The following is a 16,408-nucleotide window of genomic DNA, read 5'->3' as shown; positions in this document are numbered from 1 at the left end:
CACTGCAGTCAACGGTGGGAGGGGGCTTGCTCCCGATAGCGGTGTGTCAGTCAGTGGTTTATTACCTGAACCACCGCTATCGGGAGCAAGCCCCCTCCCACATAGGTCATCTTGCGAATTTCCGAGCCTGAATTGACCGTTTCTTCGCAGTAAGTGCGAAAGATTTCCCGCTTTGCGCCAGAATTCGCAAGAAAATTCACAGCTGGCCCTCGTATCATTCACCTTAGTGACAGCCGAGAGCCTTGAAATGAACCCAATAAAAACGTGGTGGGATATCAGCCCGCCCTTGAGCGCGGCGACCCCGACCTGGCCGGGCGATACGCCGTTCCAGGAAGAGCGCGTGTGGCAGTTCGGTCCGGAGTGCCCGGTGAATGTGGGGCGCGTGACCTTCTCGCCGCACACCGGCGCCCATGTGGATGCGCCGCTGCATTACAGCGCCGACGGCGCGCCGATTGGCGAGGTGTCGCTGGATGTTTACATGGGCCCGTGCCGGGTATTGCACTGCCTGGGTAGCGGTGCTCTGGTGCAGCCCCATCAACTGCAAGGGCGTGTGGATAACCTGCCGGAACGGGTCCTGCTGCGCACTTATCCACAAGCGCCAGTGACGCACTGGGATTCAAATTTCACCGCCATCGCCCCGCAGACCATCGAGCTGCTCGCCAGCCTTGGCGTGCGCCTGATCGGTATCGACACCCCGTCCCTGGACCCGCAACAGTCCAAGACCATGGATTCGCACAACGCCGTGGCGCGCCATGGCATGGCGATCCTTGAAGGCATCGTGCTCGATGACGTGCCGGAAGGCGACTATGAACTGATCGCGCTGCCGCTGCGCTTTGCCCACCTGGATGCCAGCCCGGTCCGCGCAATCCTGCGCCCGCTTTTGGAGCCCACGCGATGAGCCAATGTCCCTTTTCGCCAGAATATAAGCCTGCCGGCGACCAACCCCCGCAGGATTGGCACAACGCTGAGCTGAATTTTTCCGAGTCCATGAGCTACGGCGACTACCTGGACCTGGGCAAAGTCCTCAGCGCCCAGCACCCGCTGTCGCCGGATCACAACGAAATGCTGTTCATCATCCAGCACCAGACCTCGGAGCTGTGGATGAAGCTGATGCTGCACGAACTCAAGGCGGCCCGCGAACATGTGCGCCTGGGCGAGCTGCCGCCGGCGTTCAAGATGCTGGCGCGGGTCTCGCGGATCTTCGACCAACTGGTGCACGCCTGGGCGGTGCTGGCGACCATGACTCCGTCGGAATACAAGGCGATCCGCCCGTTCCTCGGGCAGTCGTCGGGGTTCCAGTCGTTCCAGTACCGTGAGATCGAATTCATCCTCGGCAACAAAAGCCCGGCGCTGTTGCGGCCCCATGCCCATCGCCCGGAGTTATTGCTGCAATTGCAGGTGGCGATCGCCACGCCGTCGCTGTATGACGAGGCGATCAACCTGATGCTCAAGGCGGGCCTGGCGATTGACCCCAAGCGCGCCGAACGCGACCCGACGGCCGCTACCGTGCACGATGACTCCGTGGAAGCCGCGTGGCGTGAGGTGTACCGCGACCCGAGTCGGTACTGGGATTTGTATCAATTGGCCGAGAAGTTTATCGACCTGGAGGATTCGTTCCGCCAGTGGCGCTTCCGGCATGTGACCACGGTCGAGCGGATTATCGGCTTCCAGCCGGGCACTGGTGGCACCGAAGGTGTGGGGTATTTGCGCAAGATGCTCGATACGGTGCTGTTTCCCGAGTTGTGGCGAGTGCGCTCTACGCTCTAAACACAATCCAAATGTGGGAGGGGGCAAGCCCCCTCCCACATGGTTACTGCGCTGTTACGAGTTTCGTGTTTCGGAGACGCAAGCGGTACGCAACGTAAATAATCGCTACCCACACCGGCATCGCATACACCGACTCACGTATCCCCGGAATGGCCAGCATCACGCTGATGATCATCAGCATGAACGCCAGGCACAGGTAATTGCTGAACGGGAACCAGAAGGTCTTGAACGACGGCGTCACGCCTTGCTCGCCCATGGCCTTGCGGAACTTGATGTGGGTGATGCTGATCAGCGCCCAGTTGATCATCAGCGAGGCAACCACCAGCGCAAACAGCAGCTCCAGGGCACTTTGCGGCGCGACGTAGTTGACCACCACGCACAGCAGGGTCACCGCCGCCGAAATTGCCAGCGCGCGCAACGGCACGCCTTGCTTGTTGAGCTTCATCAGCGCCTTGGGCGCGTCGCCTTGCTCGGCCAGGCCGAACAGCATGCGGCTGTTGCAGTACACGCCGCTGTTGTACACCGACAGCGCCGCGGTCAGCACCACGAAGTTGAGGATGTGCGCCGCGGTGTCGTTGCCGATCAGCGAGAAGATCTGCACGAACGGGCTGCCGCTGTAGGCATCGCCCGAGGCGCCGAGGGTTTGCAGCAGTTGGTCCCACGGGTACAGCGACAGCAACACGGTGAGGGCGCCGACGTAGAAAATCAGGATCCGATACACCACCTGGTTGATCGCCTTCGGGATCACCTTGCGTGGCTCGCTGGCCTCGGCGGCGGTGATGCCCACCAGCTCCAGGCCACCGAACGAGAACATGATGAACGCCATGGACATCAACAACCCCATGCCGCCGTTCGGGAAGAACCCGCCGTGGCTCCACAGGTTGCTGACCGACGCCTGCGGGCCGCCGGTACCGCTGAACAGCAGATAGCAGCCGAGCACGATCATGCCGACAATCGCCACCACCTTGATGATCGCGAACCAGAACTCGGCTTCACCGAAGAACTTCACGTTCAGGGTATTGATCAGGTTCACCGCGACGAAGAACACCAGCGCGCTGACCCAGGTCGGGATTTCCGGCCACCAGAACTGGATGTACTTGCCCACGGCCGTCAGTTCGGCCATGCCCACCAGCACGTAGAGCACCCAGTAGTTCCAGCCCGCGAGAAAGCCCGCGTAGCCGCCCCAGTATTTATGCGCAAAGTGGCTGAAGGAACCGGCCACCGGCTCTTCGACGATCATCTCGCCGAGCTGGCGCATGATCAGGAAGGCGATGAAACCGGCGATCGCGTAACCCAGGATCATCGACGGCCCCGCCGACTTGAGCACCCCGGCCGAGCCGAGGAACAACCCCGTACCGATCGCCCCTCCCAAGGCGATCAGTTGAATGTGCCGGTTTTTCAGGCCGCGCTTGAGGCCCACCGGGTTAACCATGTCATCCGCCATTAACGTTCCCTTCTACTTGTTTTTCTTAAGGGTGAGCGCAGGCCGCATCAGCCCCTCAGAAGTGCTGAGGGTCAGATATTACTCTGCGTAAACTTTTCGTAATACAGCTGAACGCCATCAAGTGCCTGATCCGCCAGCCATTGTTGGATCGATTCGACCATTGGCGGCGGGCCACACACATACATATCCGCCGATCTGTCCCGTAATTCGGCCAGGTCGAAATGTTCGGTGAGGTAGCCGCGCTTGCCGGTCCACTGCGCTGAGGCGTCGCTGAGCACTTCGGTGTAGCGAAAATTCGCGATCTTCGACGCATAGCCATTGATGCGCGCGGCTTCGCACAGGTCCTGCTCAGTGCGCACGCCATAGTAAAGGTGCACCGGTTGATCGCAGCCGCGGGCCACCAGCTCATCGAGCATGCCCAGCAACGCCGACAACCCGGTGCCGCCAGCTACCAGCACCAGCGGTTGGGTGACGTGCCGCAGGTAGAACGCCCCCAGCGGCGCTTCCATCAACACCTCATCGCCCACCTGGCACCGTTCGCGCACGTAGTTGCTCATCACCCCATTGGGCAACAGGCGCACCAGGAACTGCACTTGATCGCCCGGTAGGTTGGCGAAGGAATAGGAGCGCCAGCTGTCGGTACCGGGCACCGCCAGCCGCGCATATTGGCCCGGCAGAAAATCCAGCGCAGCGTCCACTTGCAGGCGCAGGATTGCCGTACCGGCCGACACCAACTGCACCTCGCTTACCGTGCCGCGCACGTGCACCGGCCCCGGCGCGTTGCACAGGCTCGAATCGAAGTCGAAGTAAAAGGTGGCGTCGGACTGCACCCGCGTCTGGCAACTGAGCATTTTGCGCTGTTGCACGTCGAGGCTCGACAGCGCTTCTTCGTCGACATAATCCTGGGTGTAATCGCCGGATTCGCAGCGCCCCTGACAGGTGCCGCACACGCCTTCGCGGCAGTCCAGCGGGATCTTGATGCCGTTGCGCAAGGCAGCGTCCAGCAGGAGTTCATGGGCGCCCACCGGGAAGAACAAGGTCTTGCCGTCGGCGAAACTGAAGGCCACTTTGTGATTCATTCGCGAAACTCCACGCGTGTATGGCTAGCACATGATCTGTGGCGAGGGAGCTTGCTCCCGCTGGAGTGCGCAGCGCTCCCAAGCTTTTTGGGGCCGCTGCGCAGCCCAGCGGGAGCAAGCTCCCTCGCCACAGGTGGGGTGTGCTTCAAAGGTGATAGAAATCCAGCACCGAGTTGATGGTGTCGTTCAGCAATAACGCGTGCTTGCGGGTGATCAGCCAGCTGTCGCCGTGTGGCTTGAGGCGGTAAGTGGCCTGCCCGTAGAACTGCTCCGAAGTCGCCAGCCGGTAGAACAGCGTGTGCCAATTCAACTTCACGTTCAGCTCGCCGCCCGCCAACTCGGCAATGCGCACGTTGTTGATCAGGTGCAAGGTGCGCGGCATCGGCGTGGCCGAGGCGGCCTTGCCGGTTCGCAGGCGGAATACCCGGTCCTCCAGCCCTGAGCGGTTGGCGTAATAGATCAACGACATCTCGCGCTTGGGGTCTTGGGTGTAGACATGTTCGGAGTCCCATTGCGGCAGGTGGAATTCGCTCTGTGGGTCGAACAGCTGCACATAGGCATCCCAGTCCTGGGCGTCGCACAGTGCGGATTTGCGGTAGAAGAATTGCTCGATCTGGTACTGCAACTGCGCATTCATCACTTCACCTCCCGCAGTTTCAGTGCTTGCTGGTCCAGACCGTTGAGCAGGAATTGCTGCCAGTTGCGGTGCTGGTTGACGTACAGGCCTTCGTGGGTGAATTCGGTGCCGGTCATGGCCGGCTGGATACCGATGGCTTCGCTGTTGGGTGTTGGCCCGGTTTGCCAGCGATGGCTGCCGCGCGAAATATCGTTCCAGCGCTCCAGGCGGCCCTGGAAACCGCGCTGGGCCTCGCGAAACTCCACCAGGTCATCCGGCGTGCCCATGCCCGACACATTGAAAAAGTCCTCGAACTGGCGAATGCGGTTTTCGCGGTCGGCGTCGGACTCGTGCTTCACCCCCAGGCACTGGCTGATAATCTCGGTTTTGTTCCATGCCAGCGGGCGGATGATGCGCAGTTGGGAGCTGATCTGGTCGAGAAAGAACAGGCTCGGGTAGATATTCAGGTTGCGCAGGCGGTGCATCATCCATTCGGCTTTCTGCTGGCCGTGTTCGGCCACCAGGCGCGGCATGATGGTGGCGTAGCCGGAGCGCACGCTGGGGTTGGGCATGTCGCTGAACAACAGGCTGTGGCCGTTGTTGAAGGCGAACCAGCCGTCATCGGTATTGGCGTCGCCGGCGCCGAGCTTGCTGTAGTCCAGGGTGGTGCCGGCACTGGCGCCGTTTTCGCTGTTCACCTGCTGGCGATGCTGCACCGTGGCCACGTAGTTGTAGTGCACGGTGCTGACGTGATACCCGTCCAGGCCGTTTTCATTCTGCAGCTTCCAGTTGCCGTCGTAGGTGTAGGCGGACTTGCCCGGCAGCACCTCCAACTCACCCGTGGCAGACTGCGCCACCATCATGTCGAAGAACACTTTGGCATCGCCAAGGAAGTCTTCCAGGCTGTCAGTGCCGTTCACGTCGAGGCTGATAAATACAAAGCCCTTGTAGCTGTCGATGCGCGCCTTTTTCAGGCCGCGGGTGGCTTTGTCGAAACCCTCCGGGTATTCCCCCGGCGCCTTGACCTTCACCAAGCGGCCATCGCTTTTGTAGCACCATGCGTGGAACGGGCAGGTGAACGTAGACTGGTTACCCTTGCCCACGCGGGTGAGGGTGGTGCCGCGATGCTGGCAGGCATTGATCAGCGCATTGAGCCGGCCTTCGCCGTCGCGGGTGATGATCATCGGCTGGCGCCCGGCGCGCATTGTCACGAAATCGTGGTTATTGGCCAGTTCGCTTTCGTGGCAGGCGTAGATCCAGTTCTTCTCGAAGATCAGTTCCATTTCCAGGTCGAACAGTTCGGGCTCGGTGAACATGTCGCGGGCGATGCGGAACACTTCATCGGCCGGGCGAAAGTCCAGGCAACTTTCGATAAAGGTTTTCCACTGCTCGACGTTTCTTGCACCACTCATGGGAGGCACCTTTTGATCGGGGCTAATCGGTGGTTCATTAGAGGCAGCGGTGCAGGGTGCGGGCTATCCGCTTAATTGGGGAAGATGGGCCGCAAAGTTGGGCGGCAAATACCCAACACGGTGCGCAGCGGTGACGTGATGCGCTACTGTCAGTGCGGGTAAGGGCCGAAAACCGCCGGGCGTTATCCACTTAGTCGACCTTTGCTATCCACCCAGTGAGCATCGCGCTGGCGTGGCGTGGAACTTGCTGTCGATCCCTGACGACGCGCCGCCAGAGCGCGCAAACGCCTGACCGCCGTGGGTGCACCTGATGAATAGCCAGACACGCGATATCCGTATTCAACGCTTCGACCTGGAGGGTGCCTGCAGCTGGATGTGCGGCATCTGCGGGCCCCATCGTTTGGCGACGGCCACGCCGGAACGCCTGCGTTTTCACCACAGCGCCAATGTGTTCAAGTCTCGCGCCACCACCCTGGGCGTGATCGAATACGGCACCGACGTGACCATCGACATCGAAGACGCCGAGCACTTCAGCAGCTACAGCCTGAGCCTGCCGTTGATCGGCGAACAGGAGCTGAGCAAGAACGGTGAGCGCCTGAGTTCCAACCGCGACCAGGGGGTGATCATTGCGCCCAACGAGCATCAGGTGCTGGCGATTTCCGGTGACTGCCGCAAGCTGCAGGTGGTGATCACGCGCGCGGCCATGAGCGAGTCGCTGGAAGGTTTGCTGCAACGGCCGATCGAGGCGCCGCTGCGCTTCGAACCGGTGATGGACGCGGTGGACGGCGCCCCGGCCTCGTGGTGGCGCATGGCACGCTACTTCATTGCCGAGTTTGAGCACCGTAGCGAGTTGTACGAGCAAGCGGCGTTTACCCGGGACCTGGAAAGCTCGCTGATCAAGGGCTTGATCCTGGCCCAGCCGAACAACTACTCCGAAGAACTGCGCGACGTGTTGGGCGTGAAGTTGCCGCACTACCTGATCCGGGCGCGCCAGTACCTGCACGACAATGCGCGCGAGGCGGTGCACCTGGAAGACCTGGAGGCAGTGGCCGGCGTGTCGCGCTTCAAGCTGTTCGATGCGTTTCGCAAATACTTCGCGCTGTCGCCTATGGCTTATTTGAAGAAGCACCGGCTGGTGGCGGTGCGTCAGGAAATCCTCGAGCAGGGTGCCACGCGTACCATCTCCGAAATCGCCCTGGGCTGGGGCTTTACCCACTTGGGACGGTTCTCGGCGGAGTACCGCAAACTGTTCGATGAGGCCCCTAGCCAAACCCTGCAACGCAAGCGCCTGCGCAGTCTCTAAACGCCATGAAGATCCAATGTGGGAGGGGGCTTGCCCCCGATGGCGGTATGTCAGTAAACAAATCACTGGCTGACACATTGCTATCGGGGGCAAGCCCCCTCCCACATTTGAATTGCAGCGTCTGGGATAATTCAGAGCAGCTCTTCAACCAGTTGCAGGCAATGACTGAGCCCCGGCGATTGATCATTCACCCGTCGGCTGAGAATGATCGGCGAGGTTGCGGTCGCTTCCACAATCGGCGTGTAGCCGATATCCGCCCGGTGCAGCACCTGCACCGACGCCGGTACCAGCGTCACACCCATGCCGGCGCCCACCAGGCCGATAGCGGTCTGCAGCTCGTTGGTCCACTGCGCGACGTTAAGGCTCAGGCCATGGGCGTCGAACAGCGCGATCACGTGGTCGGCGTAGCTGGGTCGCGGGTTGCCGGGGTACAGCACAAAGGGTTCGGCGGCCAATTGCGCAAGGCTCGCGGGCGCGCCGAGCAATGGGTGACCACTGGGCAACACCGCCACCAGTCGGTCTTGCACCAGTACACGCTGGACGATGGCCGGGTCGTCGATGCGGATCCGCCCGAAGCCCACATCGATGCGCCCGGCCTTGAGCGCTTCGACCTGCTGCACGGTGGTCATTTCCGACAAGCCCAGTTCCAACGCCAGCGACTCATGGGTGCGCAGCCGCCGAATCAGTTCCGGCAGCACGCCGTACAAGGTCGACGGCGCAAAGCCGATGCCCAGCCAGGTCTTCTCGCCCAGGCCGATGCGCCGGGTGTTGTCGCACACCGTGCCCAATTGCTCGAGCAGCACATTGGCGTGCTCATAGAAAAACCGCCCGGCCTCGGTCAGCCGCAGCGGCCGGCCGCGCTCGAGCAGCACCACGCCCAATTCGTCTTCCAATTGCTGGATCTGCCGACTCAACGGCGGCTGGGCGATGTGCAGGCGTTCGGCGGCACGGGTGAAGTTGAGGGTCTGCCCCAGCATCTGGAAATAGCGCAGGTGACGCAGTTCCATGTTGGCTCCTTTAATACCTTCAAGGTATTGAACCAGACCAATTCTATATTGGAACCCTTCAACCACGCAGCACAGAATCGGCGCAAACCTATAAAGAACCCAACGGGTATTGCCATGCCGATTTGCCCCATCACGTCGATCGAAACGATCATCGTCGATCTGCCCACCATTCGCCCGCACACGCTGGCGATGCACACCATGCAAAACCAGACTTTGGTGATCATCCGCCTGCGTTGCGCCGATGGCATCGAGGGTATCGGTGAGTCCACTACCATCGGCGGCCTGAGCTATGGCAACGAGAGCCCCGAGAGCATCAAGGTCAACATCGACCAGCACGTCGCGCCGCTGCTGATCGGCCAGGACGCGAGCAATATCAACGCCGCCATGCTGCGCCTGGAGCGCAGCATTCGCGGCAACACCTTCGCCAAGTCGGGGATCGAAAGCGCGTTGCTCGATGCCCTCGGCAAGCGCCTGAACCTGCCGGTCAGCGCACTGCTCGGCGGGCGCGTGCGCGATGCCTTGCCGGTGGCCTGGACCCTGGCCAGCGGCAACACCGCCCAGGACATTGCCGAGGCCGAGAAGATGCTCGACCTGCGCCGCCATCGCATCTTCAAATTGAAGATCGGTGCCGGTGCAATCGAGCGTGACCTGGCCCATGTACTCGCGATCAAGCGCGCGCTGGGTGAGCGCGCCAGTGTGCGCGTCGATGTCAACCAGGCCTGGGACGAGGCCGTGGCCCTGCGCGCCTGCAAGGTGCTGGGAGACAGCGGTATCGACCTGATCGAACAGCCGATCTCGCGCAACAACCGAGGCGGCATGGCGCGGCTGAACCTGTCGAGCCCGGCGCCGATCATGGCCGATGAATCCATTGAATGCGTCGAGGATGCCTTCAACCTGGCCCGCGAAGGCGCTGCCTCGGTGTTCGCCCTCAAGATCGCCAAGAACGGCGGCCCGCGTGCGGTATTGCGCACGGCGGCGATTGCCGAAGCGGCGGGCATCGGCCTCTACGGCGGCACCATGCTCGAAGGCGGCATCGGCACGCTGGCCTCGGCACACGCGTTCCTCACGCTGGGCACGCTGGCATGGGGCACCGAACTGTTCGGCCCGTTGCTGCTCACCGAAGACATCCTCACCGAGCCGCTGCTGTATCGCGACTTCGAGCTGCATGTCTCCACCGCGCCGGGCCTGGGCCTGGCGATCGATGAAGAGCGCCTGGCGTTCTTCCGTCGGGATAAACACTAAGAGGCGTCTTCCATGTTGTTCCACGTAAAAATGACCGTGAACCTGCCGCTCGACATGCCCCCCGAGCGCGCCGCCAGCCTCAAGGCCGAAGAAAAAGCCCTGGCCCAGCACCTGCAACACGAAGGCAAATGGCGCCACCTGTGGCGCATCGCCGGGCACTACGCCAACTACAGCGTGTTCGATGTGGAGAGCGTGCAAGACCTGCATGACACGCTGATGCAACTGCCGTTGTTTCCCTATATGGCTATAGAAGTGAATGCGCTGTGTCGGCACCCGTCGTCGATCCATGACGACGACCGCTGAGCCTTTTTTTGCACCCGATAATTACAAGATGAGGATTGCACCATGTCCATCCGACTGTCCCAGACGGCCCACGCCCAGCAGTTTCTCGAACAAGCCAGCGGCAATCTCAATGATGGCGGCAACCCGCGCACCAAGACGCTGATCTACCGGATCCTGCGCGACACCGTGAACATCATCGAAGACCTGGAAGTGACCCCGCAAGAGTTCTGGAAGGCGGTCAATTACCTCAACGAACTGGGCAAACACCAGGAAGCCGGCTTGCTCGCCGCCGGGCTGGGCCTGGAGCATTACTTGGACCTGTTGATGGACGCCGCCGACATCGAAGCCGGCAAATCCGGTGGCACGCCGCGCACCATCGAAGGCCCGCTGTACGTGGCCGGTGCGCCGTTGTCCAAGTACGAAGCGCGCCTGGATGATGGCACGGACGATGCCGTACCGCTGTTCATGCGCGGGCAGGTGCGCGACACCGACGGCAAGCCGTTGGCGGGGGCGATTGTCGATGTGTGGCAGGCCAATACCGGCGGCACGTATTCGTGGTTCGACCCGACGCAATCGGAGTTCAACCTGCGCCGACGCATCGAGACCGACGCCCAGGGCAACTACCGTTTTCGCAGCATCGTGCCTTCTGGCTACGGCTGCCCGCCGACCGGGCCGACCCAGCAGCTGCTCGACCAATTGGGGCGTCACGGGCAGCGCCCGGCGCACATTCACTTCTTCATCTCGGCGCCGGGTCATCGGCACCTGACCACCCAGATCAACCTGTCGGACGACCCGTATCTGCATGATGACTTTGCCTACGCCACGCGCGATGAATTGATCGCCGAAATTCGCTTCAGTGACGACCCGCAACTGGCGCGGGAGTTTGGCGTGGAGGGTCGGTTTGCGCAGATTGATTTTGACTTTGAATTGCAGCCCGCCACGGCGCCGATGGAGCAACAGCGCATGCAGCGAGTCCGAGCCCTCGAGGACTGAACGCGGTCAAAAAAATGTGGGAGGGGGCTTGCTCCCGATAGCGGTGTGTCAGTCACTAATAGGTCAACTGACACGCCGCCATCGGGAGCAAGCCCCCTCCCACATTGGAACTTTGTTGCAGGTGCTATTTGCGCACCACCAGATCCAGCACCTCATCCCGATCCTTGATCTTCTGCAGCACAATCTCCGAACGGATATCCATCACCCCCGCCGTGCGGTTCAGGTGGTTCACGATAAAGTCCGAAAAATGCTTGAGGTTGCGCGCCTGTACCCGCAGCACATAGTTGCTGGCGCCAGTGATCACATAGGCACTGGCCACCTCCGGCCAGCCCTGCACTTTCTGGATGAACGTCTCATGCCAGTCTTCCACATCCTGGCGCAGCGAAAGGTGCACGATGGCCTCAAGCTCAATGCCCAACTGCTCGGCGTTGAGCACCGCGCGATAGCCGCTGATCACGCCTTCGCTTTCCAGCAGGCGCAAACGGCGCAGGCAGGCGGAGGGCGACAGCGCGACTTTTTCCGCCAGTTCCTGGTTGCTGATACGGCCATCCTGTTGCAGGAAATGCAGGAGGCGCAGGTCGGTGGCGTCAAGAATCATGGTTGGCATAAATCCGCGTGTTTGCAGGTTAAATTCGAATTTCCTACAGCTTAAATAGCCCTTCGCCCACCACTTTGCACGAAAATTCTCTAAAAGTTCGTTCATTATTTGCTGCATATTCCCGATAAAAACCAGGACCACCCATGACCACCCGAAGCCATTGCCAAGCCCTCGATGCCCAGGACGTGCTGGCGCCATTGCGCCGCGAATTTGCCTTGCCCGAGGGCGTGATTTACCTCGACGGCAACTCCCTGGGCGCGCGCCCGGTGGCGGCGTTGGCGCGGGCGCAACAAGTGATCGCGCAGGAGTGGGGCGATGGCTTGATTCGCAGCTGGAACAGCGCGGGCTGGGCGGACTTGTCCCAGCGCCTGGGCAATCGCCTGGCGCCGCTGATCGGTGCGCGGGAGGGCGAAGTGGTGATCACCGATACCACCTCCATCAACCTGTTCAAAGTCTTCAGCGCCGCGCTGACCGTGCAGCGCCAGCGCCAGCCGGCGCGCAAGGTAATCGTCAGTGAAGCGAGCAACTTTCCCACCGACCTGTACATCGCCGAGGGTCTCGCCGAGTTGCTGCAACAGGGTTACTCGTTGCGGCTGGTCAACAGCCCGGACGAACTGCCCCAGGCCATCGATGAGGACGTGGCGGTGGTGATGCTTACCCACGTCAACTACAAGACCGGCTACATGTACGACATGCGTGCGCTCACTGCCTTGAGCCATGAATGCGGCGCGCTGAGCATCTGGGACCTGGCCCATTCGGCGGGCGCGGTGCCCATCGACCTGCACGCGGCCGGCGCCGATTATGCGATTGGCTGCACCTACAAATACCTCAATGGCGGCCCCGGCTCCCAGGCGTTCGTGTGGGTCAACCCGACGTTGGTGGACCTGGTGCGCCAGCCGCTGTCGGGCTGGTTCGGGCATACCCGCCAGTTCGCGATGGAATCCAACTATGCGCCGAGTGCCGGCATCGCCCGCTACCTGTGTGGCACCCAGCCAATCGCCTCGCTGGCCATGGTCGAGTGCGGCCTGGAGATTTTCGAGCGCACCGATATGAGCAGCCTGCGCAGCAAATCCCTGGCCCTGACCGACCTGTTTATCGCCCTGGTCGAAGCGCGCTGTGCGGCCCATCACCTGGTGCTGATCACACCCCGTGAACATGCCCGGCGCGGCAGCCATGTCAGCTTCGAACACCCGCAAGGCTACGCAGTGATCCAGGCCCTGATCGCCAGAGGTGTGATTGGTGACTACCGCGAGCCGCGCATCATGCGCTTCGGTTTCACCCCGCTGTACACACGCTTTACCGACGTGTGGGACGCCGTGGAGATCCTCGCTGACATTCTCGACAACACCACCTGGGACCAGCCGCAATTCAAGGTGCGTAACAGCGTTACTTAAGAGCACCACAAAACCAATGTGGGAGGGGGCTTGCTCCCGATAGCAGTGTGTCAGTAGGCATATCAGTGACTGACACACCGCTATCGGGAGCAAGCCCCCTCCCACAGGGGATCTGTGGCAACAGCAGCAATCACAATAATAAAGGGGCACGCCACGTGACCAGGCCAGAAAGCAACGGCTTTGCAGACATTACCCACCGCGAACTGGGCCTGAGGCGCCAGCTCACTTCGGGCCAGATGAGCATGATCGCCATCGGCGGCGCTATTGGGACCGGGCTGTTCATGGGCAGCGCCTACGCCATCGGCTATGCCGGTCCCAGCGTGTTGCTGAGCTACGCCATTGGGGCGTTGATTACCTTGATCTTGATGGGGTGCCTGGCGGAGATGACGGTGGCCCATTCCACCTCCGGCTCCTTTGGTGCCTACGCCGAGTTCTACATCAGCCCGCTGGCCGGGTTCCTGGTGCGGTATGCCTACTGGGCGGCAATTGTGTTGGCGGTGGGGGCGGAGGTCACGGCGGTGGCGATGTACATGAAGTACTGGTTCGCCAACGTGCCGGAGTGGGTGTGGATCGTGTCGTTTTCCAGCGTGCTGATCCTGCTCAATGCGATCAGCGTGAAGACGTTCGGCACCTTCGAATACTGGTTCTCCACCATCAAAATCAGCGCCATTGTCGGCTTCATCATCTTGGCGGTGTACGTGGTGTTCGGCTCCGGCAATCCGGATTACGGCGTGCAGAACTACACGGCCCACGGCGGGTTTTTCCCCCATGGGTTAAGCGGTATGTGGATGGCGGTGATCGTGTCGATCTTCAGCTACTTGAGCGTGGAAATGATCGCGGTGGCGGCCGGCGAAGCGGCCGACCCGGAGCGGGCGGTGAAGAAAGCCTTTCGCGCGACCATCGTGCGCCTGGTGGTGTTCTACCTGCTGACCCTGGCGCTGATGCTCGCCATCGTGCCGTGGAACCAGGCCGGCCAAGCCCAGAGCCCGTTCGTCACGGTGATGCAGACCATCGGCATTCCCGGTGCCACCGGGGTGATGAATTTCGTGATCCTGATCGCGGCGTTGTCGGCGATGAACAGCCAGCTCTACATCACCACGCGCATGATGTTCAGCCTGTCCCGCGCGGGTTTTGCGCCCAAGTCCATGGGCGCGTTGAGCAAGAGCGGTATCCCGCTGAATGCCTTGCTGCTGTCCAGCTCCGGTATCGCCTTGGCGACCTTGCTCAACCTGGTGTACCCGGAAAGCGCGTTCACGCTGATGATGGCGATCTCGATGTTCGGCGCGATCTTCACCTGGTTCATGATCTTTCTCACGCACCTGTTTTTTCGGCGCTACCGCAAGCGCCACGGTGGGGCGAAGTTGTCCTTCGAGCTGCGCCTGTTTCCCTACAGCACACTGTTGGGCCTGGTGCTGATGGGCGCGGTGATGATCACCACGTATTTTACCGAGGCGTTCAAGATGACCCTGGTGTTTGGCGTGCCGTTTTTGCTGATCCTGAGCGCGGTGTACTACGGGTTGTTCCGCAAGGGCAGGGCCAAGGCATCGAACAAGGCCCTGGCATAACCCGGCAGGTGGTCGAACGAGCGTGCGCAGAGCAGCAAGTGGCGACAGGCCCAGTCCTCCTTGAGCGGCTGGGCCTTGATGCGAACGTCCGGCGGCCAGCGGTCCAGGGCGGCCTTGGGCACGATGCCCAGGCCCGCGCCCCGGGCGACCATGCGAATCACCCCATCGAAACCCTCGGCGCGGATCCGCGTTTGCAGGCGAAACCCCGCATGCAGCGCCTGTTCCTCCAGATACACCGCCAACGCACTGCTGGCGGCGAGGCCCACGTAGTCGTGTTGCAGGCTGTCGATGAAACTCGCTGTGCCGGCTGCCAGCGGATGCTCCACGGGCATGATCAGCACCAGCGGATCGTCGTGAAAGGGCAGGGTCTGCAGCCCGGAGCTGTCCACCGCATCGGAGATGATCCCCAGGTCGGCCGTGCCTTGGCGCAGGGCTTGGGTGATCCGCAGGCTGGGCATCTCCTGCAGGTCGATATCGAGGTTGGGGTGCTCGCACAGAAAGTCCGCCAATCGCTCCGGCAGGTATTCGCTCAGGGCCGTGGTATTGCACAGCAGGCGCACCTGGCCTTTGACGCCGTTGGCGTATTCAGCCAGGTCTTGTTGCAGATGCTCGGCTTGTTGCAGCAGCAGGCGGGCGTGGCGGCCCAGGGCTTTGCCGGCGGGTGTCGGGGTGACGCCACGGCGGCCACGCTCCAGGCATTCGACGCCCAGTGAAGCCTCCATCGCCCGAATGCGTGCGCTGGCGGCGGCCAGGGATAAATGGCTGCGGGCGGCGCCGGCGGTGATGTTGCCGGCGTCCAGTATGTGCAGGTAGAGGCGCAGGTCGATCAGGTCAAAGTGCATGGCTCAAGATTTCCTCTGCCTCACACAAAACAAGAGGCTGCCTCAGTATATGGCGAATTTCCAACCGCTCATCAAAACCGCACAATTCTGCTTATGACGACTTTACTGGCTTTCTACCAAACCCTCGGCCCGGCACTGTCCATGCTGGTGATCGGCACTTTCCTGCTGGCCGGCACGGTGAAGGGCGTGATCGGCCTGGGCCTGCCCACCGTGGCCATGGGCATGCTCGGCCTGGCTATGTTGCCGGCACAGGCTGCGGCGTTACTGATCATTCCCTCGACGGTCACCAACCTCTGGCAACTGGCGCTGGGCGGTCACTTGGGCACTTTGCTCAAGCGCCTGTGGCCGATGCTGTCGCTGATTTTTTTCGGTGCCGGCCTGGGCACGCTGTGGCTGGGCATGGACGCCGGGCCGTGGGTGGTGCGCGCATTGGGCGGGGCGTTGTTGCTGTATGCGGTGAGTGGATTATGCCTGCCCACTTTCCAGGTCGGGCCGCGAACCGAGCGCTGGCTGGGCCCGCTGTGTGGGGTAATCACGGGCCTCATCACCTCGGTCACCGGTGTGTTCGTGATTCCCGCAGTGCCTTATCTGCAAGCTCTAGGCTTGAGCCGTGATCAGTTGGTGCAGGCGCTGGGGCTGTCGTTCAGCGTGTCGACCCTGGCGTTGGCCGCCGGGCTGGCCTGGCGCGGTGCACTCGGCGGCGGCGAAGTCGGTGCATCGTTGTTGGCGCTGGTGCCGGCATTGCTGGGAATGTGGCTGGGCCAGGCGTTGCGCCAGCGCATCAGTGCGCTGTGGTTCAAGCGGGTTTTTTTCACCGGCATGGCGCTGTTGGGAGGCCATTTGTTGCTGAGTGGTCAATAATGA

The 16,408-nt window shown here is 61.7% G+C and carries 16 protein-coding genes; 9 read left to right on the top strand and 7 right to left on the bottom strand.

Annotated elements, in window-relative coordinates; translation table 11 throughout:
- The first annotated feature begins 247 nt into the window (after window positions 1-247).
- The gene (gene kynB, locus C4J90_RS22120) at window positions 248-898 is read left to right on the top strand and encodes an arylformamidase (protein WP_124364395.1); all 651 of its coding nucleotides are present in this window, start codon (window positions 248-250) and stop codon (window positions 896-898) included.
- Window positions 895-1,767 (top strand): tryptophan 2,3-dioxygenase, encoded by an 873-nt coding sequence (kynA, locus tag C4J90_RS22115; protein WP_124405275.1) that lies wholly within the window; start codon window positions 895-897, stop codon window positions 1,765-1,767. The genes kynB and kynA overlap by 4 nt, the downstream gene beginning before the upstream one ends.
- 43 nt (window positions 1,768-1,810) lie before the next feature.
- Here the strand turns inward: kynA and C4J90_RS22110 are convergent, their stop codons facing one another.
- From C4J90_RS22110 to antA, 4 genes are all read right to left on the bottom strand, one after another.
- Complete coding sequence (locus C4J90_RS22110; protein WP_124415593.1) at window positions 1,811-3,211, bottom strand: amino acid permease; 1,401 nt, start codon at window positions 3,209-3,211, stop codon at window positions 1,811-1,813.
- A gap of 71 nt (window positions 3,212-3,282) precedes the next feature.
- On the bottom strand, window positions 3,283-4,290 hold the full coding sequence (antC, locus tag C4J90_RS22105; RefSeq protein ID WP_124420820.1) for an anthranilate 1,2-dioxygenase electron transfer component AntC: 1,008 nt from the start codon (window positions 4,288-4,290) through the stop codon (window positions 3,283-3,285).
- Between the two features lie 145 nt (window positions 4,291-4,435).
- Window positions 4,436-4,927 carry an anthranilate 1,2-dioxygenase small subunit gene (antB, locus tag C4J90_RS22100; protein WP_124420819.1) on the bottom strand — a complete coding sequence of 164 codons (492 nt, stop codon included), beginning with the start codon at window positions 4,925-4,927 and terminating at the stop codon, window positions 4,436-4,438.
- Window positions 4,927-6,318, bottom strand: coding sequence for an anthranilate 1,2-dioxygenase large subunit (antA, locus tag C4J90_RS22095; RefSeq protein WP_124420818.1), 1,392 nt, complete (start codon window positions 6,316-6,318; stop codon window positions 4,927-4,929). Before antA ends, antB begins: the two co-directional genes overlap by 1 nt.
- Before the next feature lie 310 nt (window positions 6,319-6,628).
- Here antA and C4J90_RS22090 point away from each other — a divergent pair, with 310 nt between their 5' ends.
- Window positions 6,629-7,621 (top strand): helix-turn-helix domain-containing protein, encoded by a 993-nt coding sequence (locus tag C4J90_RS22090; protein WP_124364389.1) that lies wholly within the window; start codon window positions 6,629-6,631, stop codon window positions 7,619-7,621.
- Between the two features lie 131 nt (window positions 7,622-7,752).
- On the opposite strand, the gene C4J90_RS22085 is transcribed toward C4J90_RS22090, so the two are convergent.
- Window positions 7,753-8,628, bottom strand: a complete 876-nt coding sequence (locus tag C4J90_RS22085; protein ID WP_124415590.1) for a LysR family transcriptional regulator — start codon at window positions 8,626-8,628, stop codon at window positions 7,753-7,755.
- Window positions 8,629-8,742: 114 nt separating this feature from the next.
- On the opposite strand from C4J90_RS22085, the gene C4J90_RS22080 reads away from it, so the two are divergent.
- Genes C4J90_RS22080 through catA form a run of 3 tightly spaced genes read left to right on the top strand, consistent with a single transcriptional unit; the run spans window position 8,743 to window position 11,145 of the window.
- Window positions 8,743-9,870, top strand: a complete 1,128-nt coding sequence (locus C4J90_RS22080) for a muconate cycloisomerase family protein (RefSeq protein ID WP_124420817.1) — start codon at window positions 8,743-8,745, stop codon at window positions 9,868-9,870.
- A gap of 12 nt (window positions 9,871-9,882) precedes the next feature.
- On the top strand, window positions 9,883-10,173 hold the full coding sequence (gene catC, locus C4J90_RS22075; protein WP_124420816.1) for a muconolactone Delta-isomerase: 291 nt from the start codon (window positions 9,883-9,885) through the stop codon (window positions 10,171-10,173).
- Between the two features lie 42 nt (window positions 10,174-10,215).
- Window positions 10,216-11,145: a catechol 1,2-dioxygenase gene (catA, locus tag C4J90_RS22070; protein ID WP_124420815.1), complete on the top strand. Its 930-nt coding sequence runs from the start codon at window positions 10,216-10,218 to the stop codon at window positions 11,143-11,145.
- A 124-nt stretch (window positions 11,146-11,269) separates the two neighbouring features.
- On the opposite strand, the gene C4J90_RS22065 is transcribed toward catA, so the two are convergent.
- On the bottom strand, window positions 11,270-11,743 hold the full coding sequence (locus C4J90_RS22065; protein ID WP_124368330.1) for an Lrp/AsnC family transcriptional regulator: 474 nt from the start codon (window positions 11,741-11,743) through the stop codon (window positions 11,270-11,272).
- Between the two features lie 143 nt (window positions 11,744-11,886).
- Between C4J90_RS22065 and kynU the strand changes: the two genes are divergently transcribed.
- Both kynU and C4J90_RS22055 read left to right on the top strand, forming a co-directional pair.
- Window positions 11,887-13,137, top strand: coding sequence for a kynureninase (gene kynU, locus C4J90_RS22060; RefSeq protein WP_124420814.1), 1,251 nt, complete (start codon window positions 11,887-11,889; stop codon window positions 13,135-13,137).
- Between the two features lie 155 nt (window positions 13,138-13,292).
- On the top strand, window positions 13,293-14,702 hold the full coding sequence (locus C4J90_RS22055; RefSeq protein ID WP_124420813.1) for an amino acid permease: 1,410 nt from the start codon (window positions 13,293-13,295) through the stop codon (window positions 14,700-14,702).
- On the opposite strand, the gene C4J90_RS22050 is transcribed toward C4J90_RS22055, so the two are convergent.
- Complete coding sequence (locus C4J90_RS22050; RefSeq protein ID WP_124420812.1) at window positions 14,648-15,544, bottom strand: LysR substrate-binding domain-containing protein; 897 nt, start codon at window positions 15,542-15,544, stop codon at window positions 14,648-14,650. The two genes, C4J90_RS22055 and C4J90_RS22050, sit on opposite strands and share 55 nt — an antisense overlap.
- A gap of 93 nt (window positions 15,545-15,637) precedes the next feature.
- On the opposite strand from C4J90_RS22050, the gene C4J90_RS22045 reads away from it, so the two are divergent.
- Window positions 15,638-16,405, top strand: a complete 768-nt coding sequence (locus tag C4J90_RS22045; RefSeq protein ID WP_124415585.1) for a sulfite exporter TauE/SafE family protein — start codon at window positions 15,638-15,640, stop codon at window positions 16,403-16,405.
- Window positions 16,406-16,408 lie beyond the last annotated feature (3 nt).

It is taken from the genome of Pseudomonas sp. R2-60-08W (genome assembly GCF_003852335.1).
GTDB lineage: Bacteria > Pseudomonadota > Gammaproteobacteria > Pseudomonadales > Pseudomonadaceae > Aquipseudomonas.
The sequence above is the reverse complement of the archived record's forward strand: the minus strand, read 5'-3'. Positions and strand labels throughout refer to the sequence as shown.